8 protein-coding genes and 1 pseudogene are annotated in these 13394 nt (G+C 40.6%); 1 reads left to right on the top strand and 8 read right to left on the bottom strand.

All coding sequences use genetic code 11. The features are described 5' to 3' along the window. The first annotated feature begins 518 nt into the window (after positions 1 to 518). Positions 519 to 1268, top strand: coding sequence for a PEP-CTERM/exosortase system-associated acyltransferase (locus F608_RS0126780; RefSeq protein WP_022668834.1), 750 nt, complete (start codon positions 519 to 521; stop codon positions 1266 to 1268). Between the two features lie 16 nt (positions 1269 to 1284). On the opposite strand, the gene F608_RS0126785 is transcribed toward F608_RS0126780, so the two are convergent. The 8 genes and pseudogenes from F608_RS0126785 to F608_RS0126815 all read right to left on the bottom strand — a co-directional run bounded on the left by F608_RS0126785 (position 1285) and on the right by F608_RS0126815 (position 13389). After that, the gene (locus F608_RS0126785) at positions 1285 to 2847 is read right to left on the bottom strand and encodes a patatin-like phospholipase family protein (RefSeq protein ID WP_244154362.1); all 1563 of its coding nucleotides are present in this window, start codon (positions 2845 to 2847) and stop codon (positions 1285 to 1287) included. A 54-nt stretch (positions 2848 to 2901) separates the two neighbouring features. Next, a pseudogene (locus tag F608_RS37225) lies at positions 2902 to 3255 on the bottom strand (cyclic nucleotide-binding domain-containing protein); the annotation flags it as partial. A 34-nt stretch (positions 3256 to 3289) separates the two neighbouring features. Beyond that, a complete protein-coding gene (gene cysS / locus F608_RS0126790) occupies positions 3290 to 5569 on the bottom strand; it encodes a cysteine--tRNA ligase (protein WP_022668836.1) in 2280 nt (759 codons plus the stop codon). A gap of 15 nt (positions 5570 to 5584) precedes the next feature. Further along, entirely contained in the window at positions 5585 to 6901 is a 1317-nt protein-coding gene (locus F608_RS0126795; protein WP_153307614.1) for a right-handed parallel beta-helix repeat-containing protein, read from the bottom strand. 4 nt (positions 6902 to 6905) lie between these two features. Then, positions 6906 to 8261, bottom strand: a complete 1356-nt coding sequence (locus tag F608_RS0126800; protein ID WP_022668839.1) for a phenylacetate--CoA ligase family protein — start codon at positions 8259 to 8261, stop codon at positions 6906 to 6908. Further along, the gene (locus F608_RS0126805; protein WP_022668840.1) at positions 8251 to 9642 is read right to left on the bottom strand and encodes a VanZ family protein; all 1392 of its coding nucleotides are present in this window, start codon (positions 9640 to 9642) and stop codon (positions 8251 to 8253) included. The genes F608_RS0126800 and F608_RS0126805 overlap by 11 nt, the downstream gene beginning before the upstream one ends. Then, positions 9621 to 12389, bottom strand: coding sequence for a hypothetical protein (locus F608_RS33550; RefSeq protein ID WP_161626898.1), 2769 nt, complete (start codon positions 12387 to 12389; stop codon positions 9621 to 9623). Before F608_RS33550 ends, F608_RS0126805 begins: the two co-directional genes overlap by 22 nt. Continuing rightward, positions 12292 to 13389 (bottom strand): glycosyltransferase, encoded by a 1098-nt coding sequence (locus tag F608_RS0126815; protein ID WP_022668843.1) that lies wholly within the window; start codon positions 13387 to 13389, stop codon positions 12292 to 12294. Before F608_RS0126815 ends, F608_RS33550 begins: the two co-directional genes overlap by 98 nt. Positions 13390 to 13394: the final 5 nt, after the last annotated feature.

Genomic DNA, 13394 nt, shown 5'->3' on the forward strand with positions numbered 1-13394 from the left:
TTATAAGTTATGAAGACTTCTTCCGAAACTTTTACCTCATAACGATTAGCCTTTTTTTCAAAAACAAAGTTTTTTTACTTTGTAAATCCTTGTATTTTAGTCTGCTTGAACAAAAATAAAAGTTAAGTGCGGTTTTTCTGAACCGAATTTTGTATGGTATAAGACCGAGTTACTCATCAGATTCTCTAATAATATCACTCTTTAAACTAAAATACAAATATTACAAAAAAGCTAAATCGCATCATCAGCGGATGATAAATTGCTCAAGGATAAAAATCAATAGAGAATCTGTTCCATCAGGTAAAGGTGTTTTTATTTGAGAAGTATTAAAAATTTCGATTCGATTTTTTAATACAACCTATTGCTTAGATTTAACAGGCAAACCATACTCCTTGACTATCACAGCCACTCCAATTATAGTTACATGTATTGAAAAGATTATTAGAATAAGACCCATCAATGTGGTTTATAAGTAAGCACCTCAATACTCTATCTTGAAAATATGAAGAGGGCGCCAGATGATTAAAAACGCAATGGAATATGATAAATTCAGATTCGGCATTGTCGATGATGAAGCGATAAAAAAAGATACATTCCGGATGCGGTATGAGGTGTATGCGGAAGAATTTGGCTTTGAAAAAAAAGAGGATCATCCTGAGGGACTGGAGACAGATGAATATGAAGACAACTCCCTTCATTTTGCTTGTCTGAATCAAAGCGATTCAGTGGTCGGGACCATTCGGCTTGTGCTGAATTCTGCCAAAGGATTTCCAATTGAACATGCTGTCAAGACAGCCTTTATTGGTGAAAAACCTGACCGAAGCAAAATTGCTGAAATTTCAAGGCTTACGGTAAGTAAAGATCTAAGGCGCAGGAAGGAAGATGGAATGCACGGCGTGGAGTCCTATATCACAAAAAGAGAGGGAGGAGTACTTCCAGATGACGGATCCATACCGGATGAAATGAAAGGGAGAAAAAATCCCATTATTGTTCTGGGGCTATACCAGGTCATGTACCATGAGAGTCGAAGAAGGGGCATTACTCATTGGTACATGATCACAGAAGAAAAGGTTTTTTTTGCCTTGAAAAAATATGGCTTTTTATTTCATCAAATTGGAGAACCTGTGTGGTATCATGGAGAACGGATCCCCTATCTTGGAATTATTGAGGAAGTAGAAAAGGATCTGATAAAGAACAATCCAGAAATGCTCAAAATAATGCTCACCGGCCTTGAAAAAAAATACTATCCCGCATTTTTCAAAGGATAATCAAAATTCTGTCAACTTATCGGTTTTGATCCTTACCTTCGTTTGAGTTGATCATTTTTTGAATATCCTCCAAACGCCCTATGCATGTTTCCATTCCACACCGCATTAATGAAATTCCCTGATGAAAATCATCCCAGGCATACTCTTTTACATCCGGGTACAACACCATGTCGGCTTTTTTCACAAAATCCCCGGTTGCCCGGCCATGAACGATGCTGATTGTCTGAGACACAATACTTTTGATGCCCGGAGTCTTTGACTGAAAGACTCCCCCACCACTTCTGGGTTCTATACTGACGGCAATCACCATATCGGCGCCCTTTCTCAGCAGGACATCCACGGGAACCGGATTCAAAAGGCCGCCGTCAACCATCCATCTTCCTTGGTGTTTGAAAGGTGAAAAGATGGCCGGGATGGCAATACTGGACCTGACCGCATCGGTCACATCACCGGTTTCAAAAATGACTTCTTCTCCGTTTAAGATATCCACGCCGACAATATAAGCCGGAATTTTCAAATCGAGAAAATCTGCATTATTTACTGCGTTTCTGACAAGGCCAGCAGCTTTTTTCCCTTTTAATAATCCCTGTCTGGGGAATGTGTAATCAAATATTTTTTTCTTTGCCTGAAATTTGGTCGGAAAAAGGTCAATGGTGTATTTCTTTAATTTTTCCACGGACGCAGTTGCGGCATAGATGCCGCCGACCAATGCCCCCATGCTGGCCCCTGAAATCATGTCGATATGAATACCGGCATCCTCTAACACTTTAAGGATCCCAATATGTGCCCATCCCCTGGCTGCTCCTGCTCCAAGGGCAATGCCAAGCCGGATCCCCGCAATCTCCCTTGCCACAGCTCTGGCTCCTCTGACCGGAAAACACTTTATTGTATCAATCCGGTCGTTAAAGGCGTCATCCGATTGATCCACCCAAATATTGGGCGTTTCTGAAAGACCTAGCATTTCTTTTATTTCCAGCCTTGGGATACCCGTATTGCCGTAAAGATGACTTACTCCTGTCCTGATCCTCCCCATGAATGCACTTGGCCCGCATATCTTTTCCAGCTCATCCAGTCGCCTTCTGACATTTCCAACCTCCTCCCGGGTATTGTTCATTAATACCAATGTCCGATCACATAGTCTGACAAAAAGCCTTTCCATAGAGTTAAGGTAATGTGACAGGTTAAAAAAGACAATGTCATAACTCTGCTGAAGCCCTTCCATAAGTGCAGGAATCACTTCTGAGAGTCTGTTTGAAAATCCGGTAGTCAGTTGAAGTACGTCAAATCCGGACTCATGATGAAACCAGGTAATATTTTTTGAGTTATAGCTATTGTCAGGCAAAAGCTTAAAAAGGCCGGGATCCGGACAAACAATCTTTTTCATACCGTATTTATGCATGATCCCTTCAGCCTCTAAGTGTGGTTCTATAACTAGCACTCTTTTCCGGGACTCATCTGATATGTGATAGGAAACCGTATACAGAAAATGAGAAACACCCAGTTCCGGCCCGGTGGCAGATACAGCATAAAAAACAGGGATATTTTTCTTGGCCGCAAATTTTCGTTCTTCTAAAACCATTCGTTTGGCGTAATGACGGCTTAGATAGAGCCCAATGCTTTTATCTTTTTTAATCAGTATTTCAAAATTGTCTCTGGTAAGGCAGTATACTGTACAGTCCAGGGAAACGATAGCTGTTGCATTTCTGGGTTCGTTGGACAGGAGGGAAAGTTCTCCGAAAAAATCTCCTCTTTTCAATTCACTCAAATAGACATTCCGGCCCTCTATCTCCTTTGACAAAGAGATAACGCCGGATCGAATAATATACATGGAATCTCCAGGATCTCCCTGATGACAGATTGCGTCTCCTTTCCGAAAGTTCTGTTTTTCAAACAACCCTGCCGCCTCAATAACCTGTTCAGTTGGAACAGATGAGAATAGCGGGACGTTCAAAAGAAATTCTATCAAATCCTGAAGAGTTTTTTCCATCTTCTGAATTAACTCGCTCTTTTGGAGTTAGCAGTTATTGACTTTTTTGATCCCTGACATCTACCCCTTTTAACTCAAGTTTGGATCGGATTTCATCGGCCAAAACCCAATTCTTTTCTTCCCGGGCGGCATCTCTTTGTTCGATCAAAGACTGTGTATCCCTATCAAGAGAGTGTGCTTCAAATGAAAAGATTCCCAGCACCGAATTGATTTGCTTAAACACATTGATCAACTTTTCAGATCCTTGTGAATCAATGTATTGATTGTCAATCAGGATGTTAATCTCCTTTATTTTTTTTAAAATAATGGACAATGCAGCAGCAATATTCAAGTCGTCATCCATTGCTGCATTAAACTCTTTGATAATGCTGTTGATCAGATGATCCAGTTCGGAAAAATTCTGGCCCGCCTTTAAAAGGGTAAGGGTTTCGATGAAATTATCCATTCGTTTTAAGGTTTTTCTAACCTGTTCCAATCTCTCCTCCGAATAAATTACAGGCCTGCGGTAATTCGTGGACAGGAGCCAGAACCGAATTTCCCTCGGGGTGAGTTTCTGTTCCATTAAATAAGGGATATTAAAAAACCGATTCTCTTCATCTACCTCCTTTCCGTCAATTGTCACCGGGCCGCAGTGCATCCAATAGTTGGCCAGAAGTTGCCCAGTGGCCGCCTCAGCAATGGCAATCTCATTTTCATGGTGGGGAAAAATCAGATGCCTGGCACTGGTATGGATGTCAAAATTTGATGAAAGGTATTTCATGGCCATAGCCGGGCATTGAATATGCCATGACGGCCTTATATTTCCCCATTGGGTTTCCCAGTAATTTCCCTTTTTCAATTCATTGAGTCTGGAGCGTTTCAAAAGGGTAAAATCCCTGGGATTTTCTTTTTCATAGTCTTCCAAATCAACCGTTGATCCGACTTTGATTTTATCCAGCCTTATCCCTGAAAGGCGGCCATAAGATGAAAGTCTAGAAATGTCAAAATATACAGATCGTAGTTTTTCATATCCCATCCCCTTCCCCACAACCTTTTCGGTTAATGAAATCATTTCGTCCACATGATCGCTGGCTAAAGGAAATGAATTAGCCGGTTTTATGCAAAGAAGCCCGAGATCATTTTTAAAATCATCAATATTCTTTTTTGTAAACGCTTCAAGTTCAAGACCCGATTTTTCAGCTCCTTCAATGGTTTTATCATCAAGGTCAGTGATGTTCATTACATGATTGACTTGGTAGCCGCTGTATTCAAGATACCTGCACAAGAGATCGGAAAACACGAAGCGTCTTGCCTCTCCAAGATGCATCCTTGCATGGACTGTGGGTCCGCAGGAATATATCCCTACCTTTCCTTTTTCCCTGGGAACAAAATCCATTTTTTCTCTCCCCAAGGTGTTAAAAAGTCTGAAAGACCCTTTTTTGTCGCTTGTTGAGAAAAGGTTTGTACTAAGATACCGTTCTCCACCGTCCGGAAGGATGACAACAATAGTACCGGATTTAATGCTTTTTGCCTGATTCACAGCAGCGGCCATTGCAGCGCCGCTGCTCATCCCGACAAAAAGCCCCTCTTGTTTTGCCAACAATCTTGCCGTTTCAAAGGCCTCTTCATCCTCAACAGTAACGATTCTGTCCAATCGCCTTTTATCATAAATCCCTGGAGGATAGGATTCCTTCATGTTTTTCAATCCCTGGATTTTGTGCCCAACCGAAGGTTCCACACCGACAATTTCTATGCTTGGTGCTTTTTCCTTAAATTTTCTTGACAACCCCATCACAGTTCCGCAGGTTCCCATGGTGGCGATCACCATGGAAACTTGTCCCTTCGTCTGATCCAAGATCTCCTCTGCCGTGCCATGGTAATGGGCCATCCAATTGGCCTCGTTGTTGTATTGATCCACATTGAAATAAACGTCAGGATTTTCGCGGGTCAACCGGTAGGCCTCTTCAATGGCACCGTCCGAGCTTAAATGGCTTGGGGTTAAAATAATCGCAGCCCCTCTTGCCTCAAGTATTTTTCTTCGCTCGAGACTCACAGATTCAGACATGGTTAAGACGAGCTTGTATCCCTTTATCGAACAGACTAACGCAAGTCCGATACCTGTATTGCCGCTTGTTGCCTCAATCACAGTTTTATCTTTTGTGAGTTGCCCTGATTTCTCGGCATGCTCAATCATGCTGAGAGCAGCCCTGTCCTTTATAGAACCACCAGGGTTTAAATACTCAAGTTTTGCCAGAATTCTAACCTTGGAATTCTCCGACAGTCCAACTTCTACCAAAGGTGTATTTCCGATTGTATCTATTAAGGAGTCATACATATAATTGATTCTTTTTCATCTTACCTTATATTCAAATGCACCTATATCAATTGAAGCATCCCTTTCCCGCAAAACTGCCTTGGGAGTCATCGAAGGAACAAATTTTACCTTTGTGGGCAAATCCAATGAACCTGTATTAATCAGCAAAGAACCTTTTCTGGGGGAGTAAGGATAATTGCCAACTCCTACAAATTGTTCATACCCTCCAGTACTGCTGTTTAGAAAAGCCGAGGTTTCTGCGTTGTATGAAAAAAAATTTCTCTCTCCGGCGACCTGTCCATTGCCAAACCATATTGATCTTCGACCTAACATGACATTATTTTTCAAAATAGCTTTACAGTCAAACCGATTCACATACAAGAACCCTTCCTTGGTTTTAATAGTCGATATAACGGTATTGTTAAAAAAATAGAGGGTTCCGGAACGACTCCCTAACTGCTTTTTATTCTCAACCCTGTCACCTCCAAAAAGAATCATTTTCGGATTGCGTATCTTTTTCCCATGGGTAATAAAATTACCGTAAACAAAAGCATCCTGAGTGCCATATCTTAGGTTCTCAACCAAATCAATCTGAGGACTCATACCTCCTGAAATCCAATTATATCTGATGACCGTAAGATTACTTCTGTCTTTAATATTGTTCCCGTCTGAGAACATTTCACCGAACCGATTAAATTCTATCATGGTTTTCCGGGCCTGTATGTATACATTGTGTCCCCATGATTCACGAGTGAAATCACCATTATTATGGATACGACTGAATGCCAGATAAAAATAACTCGTTTTCGGATAACTGTTTGTTAAAATTCCCATACCGCAAGAATGAATATGACAATTTTTTACTTTTAAATTTCTGCCGTCCCATAAAAAAATGCCAGCTGCATTTTTGGCGTACTCATAAGTATTGCTACCCCACTTATATCTGCTTGTATTATTAGCGTTTTTTAATTCAAGATTTTCGATACGGATATAATTTGCTGGGTTGCAGTCCCCTAAAACAATAAGTCCCCTGTTATAATGACTGTCTTTGCATATTTTTTGAAAATGAACGGCTCCAGCTCCGTCAATGACCGGCAAGCGTCCTTCATCATCTGGGATTCCGCGCAAAATTATAGGAGACTTGTGTGTCCCGGATACGGAAAGAACAAGCTTTTCTTTGTAGGGTTTTTTCTTCTTATAGATATTAACCACATCCCCGGGCTTCAAGCTGTTCCATTTAAATTCCCTGAATTTGGAGAACATTTTATCATCCCCAAATTCATAATTGGCTGCAAAACTGATCTGGGTTATAAAAAAACAGGTATATAAAAAAAATAAAAGTCTGGCTTTCATATAATTATTTAAAAGATTCAACTTTAGATATTACATACCGGTATTTCCCAGAGGCATCCCTGGGGATACTGTCGGTCATTGAAACTTTTACATTTACACTATCACCCATTCGCTTTTTAAACCCTTTTTCAATCCGCTCATTACCGTTTTCGGGATAAATCTCTTCATGAATTTTTAGAAGAACTTCTATATCATCTACCGCATGCTGTATGATCTTAAATTCATCGACACCTTCAATGTCCCGAACGACATAAATGACTGACAATGCATGCTGCCACCTGCCGTCCGGAGTTACAATAAAATCTGTAGTGCGCCCCTGAATGTTCTGAATTGTTCTCCATGTTCTTCCGCATGCACATCCGTTGGTGCCCGGCTGTGCTACATCACCAGTTCTGTAACGGATGAACGGCATCCCCCATGCGTCCAGATGCGTCAGCACCACCTCACCATCCTCTCCGCAGTTCACCTCTTTTCCGTTTTTCAAAAATTCGACAATATAATTGGATTCAATAATATGATATTTACCTTCTTTGCACTCATGGCTGACAAACCCTCCTTCCCTGCTGCCGTAACAATCTGTCACAGGAACACCACCAAAACTCTTTGAGATAGTTTCCCGCTGGTGGTCATACAAAACTTCAGCAGTTGAAAAAACCACTTTTACACCTTCATCATCGAGTTTAAATCCATTCTTTTGAGCCATTTCACAGAAGAGTGCTACGGTACTTGGATATCCAAATACGCATTTGGGTTTAAACTTTCTAATCTGTTGCACCATGTCAGGAATCTGCATTTCAGAAATCTCAAAAGCACTAATTAACAGATCATTTGTCAGCATATCTCTGATATCCTTAATTTTATCCTGCTTTGTTATTTCAAGCGGTGATCCCCATAAATATAATTCTTTGTCTCCAATATCAATATCCCACCACCGGTGTGTCAGTGCCCTGGCAGCCGCATCATAAGCCTGCCGCTTCCTGTCAAAATAAAAAACCAATGGTTTGCCTGATGACCCGCCAGTATTGTAGCGCTGCAGACCGCCTGGAGAATTGTTCCATTTCATATCATCAACGTTTTTACGAATTTCTTCCTTGGACAATAAAGGAATTATTTTAAAATCATCAATATTCTGCATTTTTGATGGCTCAAACCCAGCGTCTGAAAACCTTTTCTGATAAAATGGGATATTTGATTGGGCGTGTAATAAAAGGTCCTTTAGTTTTAAAAATTTCAGTTCCTCTATTTTTTCTTCAGACATGTACTGTTCATTTTCCAGTCGTTCCAGAAAATTATATGTGTCCCTGCCGAGTATCTTTTCATGAAGCGGGAAAATTAAATGTTTGACCAATTTACTGTACATTTCCACCCCCAGTTATAAAATTACTGTCAAAAATATCATGGAATATAAAAATAAATTTATCAGAGATTTTAAATGTAATAATTGAAGACACAACAGCAACGATTACATTTGTAAAATCCGGATGAAGTCCTTTTTGCATGAGTTTTCCGGATTCGATGACAAAAGAGAATAGAAAAGCAAAAAGAACAGTTATAGATAAATATATGTTTTTATTTTTATGCTGCAATCTGTAAAAAAACCACCCTGAAAACCCAATCGGTATATACATTCCAAAATTTAAAATTAAGCTTTGCACTGCTCGTGTCTCTGTTGAAAAATAATGAAAATAAAAAGGTATCAGCATATGAACGTCAAAAGATGAAACACCTTTTTCAACAGACTGCCAACCTTTTGTCGACCAGCCACCTATCTTCATCACCATTATGATATAAACCGGTGAAATTACGAAAAGTAAACCCGTCATAAACGATTTAAGATTGTTAAGATTGTTAAAAATCCATTTAATCACGAATAAGCCCGCAATTGCACCTAAAACTCTTAATGGAATTGAACGAGAGTGTGAAACTCCTGATGCTGTAAAAAATTGAAGTGCCTCAACGGTGAATGCAACAATAAAAGAAAAGGAACAAGTTAATAGAAATTTTTTTTTAGGATTTGAAGCCTTATATTTAAAGGCTGTAAACACCCCAATAGGGGCATAGGAAGCCGCATCCACAGTCGTCTTTATAATATAGGTAAGACTAAAGTTTAAACCTCCAAGTAATGGAGCGGCCATCCAAATTGCACATTTATCGTTAATTTCTTTTAATGAAATCAAAAAATCAAACGGAAAAAGAGAAATACAAAAAAGTGCTGTTAAATATAAAACCATAAACGCATTTAGAACAATATCTGGCCTGGTATCAGTTTTTATGATTGCCCAAAGGCCAATCAGTTTTTGCCCTGGAAAAATCCACAGGCCAATTCCCAGGCATGTGCCGATTGTTTCCGCGATCAAGTCATTTAATGAAACCGTCCGTGGAGATATAAAAATTTGGCAAAATTCAATTACAACTGCAATTGTTACACAACACAGAAACACGCCGAAAAAAATAATGAATTTTTCTGAAAAAGAATGTTTTTTTTTTAACATCCATCCGATCAAAGAAAATCCAAAGGGAATATATAAAAGGATATTTGCTATCCAATCTGCTCTGTTTGTAATTTGCAAATCAAGATAAGGGATACGCCTGAATTGATCTAATGCCTCTTGCATTTCGACCAGTCTAAACTGGAAAGGGATAAAACTGCTGTAAACGATAGCCAGCAAACACAATAACGGAATATAAAACTTGATTCTGAAATGATCGTTATCCGAAATCACTTGTTCGAAGCTTCCCATAAAGACACATCAATAGGATTAACAGCTAACCCAAACGCAGTTTTGGAAGCCGGCAGGGCATTACTGACAATACTGCCGGAGATGATTTTAACCCCATTTCTCTGATTGAATTTCAATCTTAGATCCGGATTTATTTTCACCCATGGTGTTCTGACATCTGCTGCAATGGTGAACTCCGTATTGTCTTTGGCCTTTAATACAATTTCCCTGGTCAGTGGGAATCTCCTCCACCTCAAAATCAATGTTGCTGTTTCCCCTTTTTTCAGGGGAGACAGGATCATCTCCTTCATTTGGGGCCCACCAAATGAATATGAAATTCTGATATGTTTTTTATCCGGATACTTAACAGCTTTCAGCTGAATACCCTTGGACTCAACACCTGGAATCAGCCCCTGCTGCCCGGCAATAAAATTGATAATTAATGTTGCTGACTTAGAGACACCCGGGATACCCATGGTGTCGATTTCCCAATTTTTCTTTCTTTTCCGTGCCTGTTTGGTGATATTCTTTATAACAATAGGAGGACCAGTTTTAAAAGTAATTGGTCCAAATGTTTCTGTCAGGTCAGTGATATTATTGTAAGGATCAGTCAGTATGGGCCGGCAGGAATAGACTGCATCCGGCTCCAAATTCCTGAGAATAGCATAGGGTTTCGAAGAATAAATAGGCCAACTGCTTTCCTGTTGGGAATGGGTCCCTTGTTTCTGATAATACACCTTTAACAAACACACCTCAGGATTTTTTTTCGAAGTGCGGACAACCACACTGAAAACTCCTGAATACCTATCCATCGTGGGCCCTATTTGAATACTGATGTCATCTTTTGATCCAATAGCAGGGGAGAGTCTATCGATAACCGTTTTTGAAAGATCCGGATGATACAGGGGATCGCCCACTAGAGATGTTGCCCAGTTCACATAATAGGTTGATCTTAAGAAGCATTCGCCAAGGTCCCGCCCCCTGAACAGATACCGGATCAGGATACGGTTATCCCAGAAAGTTGCATTTGTGATATGAGGTCCTTCTCCATATGCCGGACCGCCGCAGGCACTGACCGTAACGCCCTGATCAATCTGTCTCCAGATGGGAGCAGACCTCCCTATGTTCCATCCATTTGAGCTAACTACTGTCCGTTCCATGCCTCCAGGGAAATAGCCCTGGTATACGGGATCTACATTTTTATTCGAAACGAAATCCTTCTGTTTGACCGGTCTTTTTAAAAACGGTAGCCCTTCCTTACTGTGCTTTGATATAATAGAAAAATTCAAAAACCTGATTTCCTCTCTGCCCCAGAGATTCCTTTTTTCAATCTCCTTGAGTGATGGTTTCAAATCCGTCTTTGCCTTTTGAGCTATCATCTCCGGCCTTAAATATTTAGACGCATAAAGGGAATAATCAATGATTCGTTTTGCCTCCCGGGGCCCCTGACCATCGATACGGCTTACGCCATACCCAAAAAAATAAGAAGGTGTCTTTATCCTTTCTTCTTCAAACAAGGGGAGATAGATAAATCCAGGCGTTTTTTTTCTTCCAAGGAAAGAGTACGTATCCGGATGCATGTATGGATTCCAACGGCGCCCTGTCAATGGATAGGTCAACACACTGATAATTTTATAATTTCTGACGCCGGCATCTGAATCTGGACCGCCACTCATAAACCGGGATACAACAGGGGGAATAATCTGTTTTCCCCATCCATAATAGAGAGTCTGAAGTCTTTGTTCCAGAGAACCCAGGGCACCGTGATCATTAGACTTGCTGGTAACGCCCCTTTCAATTCCAAAAACACTTTTGCAGGAAAAGGGCAGACCATGTGCAACCACAATATAACGGATATGATCTTTTAAGAATTTCCCGTCCGGCAATGAATTCTTGGAGCTTTCCAGAAATGTTTTAACAGGTATTGCTACATCCTCTTGGAAATTTTTTTCATCAAGGATACCATCTTCACCATAGATGGATGGTTGAAAATCTTCAATATCCCAAAATGTAAAACGAGAATTCTTAATTATTCTGCCTGATTGATTTTTTGCGGTTACGAAAACATCAACCGTTCCGGAAAATAACTTATGGGCATCGAACCGGAAACATCTGCCTTTACTTTTTCCAATTTCAGGATATATGGTGCGCCTGCTTTTCCTGACCGGGATTCCGGAAACCATGAAATGTGTTACTTTTTTTCTGTTTTTGTTTCTATCCTGAACGTAAAACTCCACGGTCTCCCAATCTATCTCTGTTTTACCTGGAACCAGATTAATTTCAACTTTCCTTGAATCCCTTACACAATCTGCATGGCCTGGTTTTCTCCCCATCCCTTTGAATACAACCCCAGTTTTATTGTCATTGCTGTCTTCTTGTATAAACCAGTTGTTTAAATGTTTTTTCCCGTGCCTGCACTTAAGGCCCAGTAAATAGGGCCTCTTACCGCTCACAGGATCAGCGTGCATCCTGGCATAATATTCGGCGACCTCTTTTGAATCCTGGCCCGTCAAAGACCCATCGGTATCCACATCGTAATCTGCATTATATAAGACAAGCACCTGATCCGGAGCTGCACCATCAGGCTTAAATTCTGCATTTACTGCCGTCTGAAAGAAGGAAAAAAAGGCCCACAGAATAAAAACTATTTTTAAAAACAGACTATGCCGTCTAAACAATGGCAACCCTGCCATAAACTTTCTCATATTTTTCAACCATAGACTGAAGACTGTAATCACTGCCTGCTGTTTTTCTTGCCATACGGCCATGCTGCAGTCTCTTTCCTTCATTCATTAGATAATCAAGCAGAGCATCTGCCAGCTGCTTTGGATTCCCAGGATCAATAAGGCTTCCAGCGACACCGTTTGCGATAATTTCTGTATTGCCGCCCACACGAGTTGCTACTATAGGCAAGCCTGTTGCCATTGCTTCTAAAAGAGTATTGGAAATTCCCTCATTCAGTGACGTTAGAGTAAAAACTGTAAGCGATCGCATAATATCAGGCACGTCGGGACAATTGCCCAAAAAGATTACCCCCTCCCCTGCCTTTTCTTCAAGGATTTTTTTTTGCGGCCCGTCTCCAATTACGAGTAATTTTGCTTCAGGTATCTGTTTTTTAACAATAGAAAAGGCATGAAACAATGTCATATGATCCTTTATCGGATCAAGGCGGGCAACGATTCCAATAAGAGGTGCACTATTCGATATATTATATTTTGAGCGTATATCTGCTTCAACTCCGTCTGGTCTGTAAACACCTGTATCCACGCCATTATAGATTTGAGTTACACGATTAGGCACCCGGATTTCTCTTTCAAGCCAAGTCTTCATCTGAACAGAAACGCAAGTGTATTCCTTAATCCATCTTGAAAAAAAACGCCTGACGAAAACCCTTTTGGAATTTTTCCCAAAGGGATCTTCTAGATCCCATCCATGCTCACCGTGAACAACGGTCTTGATGTTAGCCAGGCGTGCAGCCAGCACCCCGTCCATTCCGCTCCAGTTCCGGGTATGAACGATATCGGGTTTCAGTTTTTTAAGAACCCTGGCCAACTTAAAAATGAAACGCAATGAATTGCCTTGCTTTTTTTTAAGGGCAATAACCGGTGTGTCTTTAGGAAGCAGACGAACGGAATCCCCGGCTTTTGAGAGACAAATAATGGTATGCTTCACAGAAGAGGAAGCGTTTTGGACAAGAGTCGCTATGCCCTTTTCAAGTCCACCGGTATCAAAAGAATAAACAATATGGACAACCAGAACTGAGCGCATTGATT

Origin of the sequence: Desulfospira joergensenii DSM 10085 (assembly GCF_000420085.1) — a bacterium.
GTDB lineage: Bacteria > Desulfobacterota > Desulfobacteria > Desulfobacterales > Desulfobacteraceae > Desulfospira > Desulfospira joergensenii.

Coding starts and splice junctions, on each gene's coding strand:
- F608_RS0126780 (WP_022668834.1), top strand. CDS start 519: ATGATTAAAAACGCAATGGAATATGATAAATTCAGATTCGGCATTGTC.
- F608_RS0126785 (WP_244154362.1), bottom strand. CDS start 2,847: ATGGTTTTAGAAGAACGAAAATTTGCGGCCAAGAAAAATATCCCTGTT.
- cysS (WP_022668836.1), bottom strand. CDS start 5,569: ATGTATGACTCCTTAATAGATACAATCGGAAATACACCTTTGGTAGAA.
- F608_RS0126795 (WP_153307614.1), bottom strand. CDS start 6,901: ATGAAAGCCAGACTTTTATTTTTTTTATATACCTGTTTTTTTATAACC.
- F608_RS0126800 (WP_022668839.1), bottom strand. CDS start 8,261: ATGTACAGTAAATTGGTCAAACATTTAATTTTCCCGCTTCATGAAAAG.
- F608_RS0126805 (WP_022668840.1), bottom strand. CDS start 9,642: ATGGGAAGCTTCGAACAAGTGATTTCGGATAACGATCATTTCAGAATC.
- F608_RS33550 (WP_161626898.1), bottom strand. CDS start 12,389: ATGGCCGTATGGCAAGAAAAACAGCAGGCAGTGATTACAGTCTTCAGT.
- F608_RS0126815 (WP_022668843.1), bottom strand. CDS start 13,389: ATGCGCTCAGTTCTGGTTGTCCATATTGTTTATTCTTTTGATACCGGT.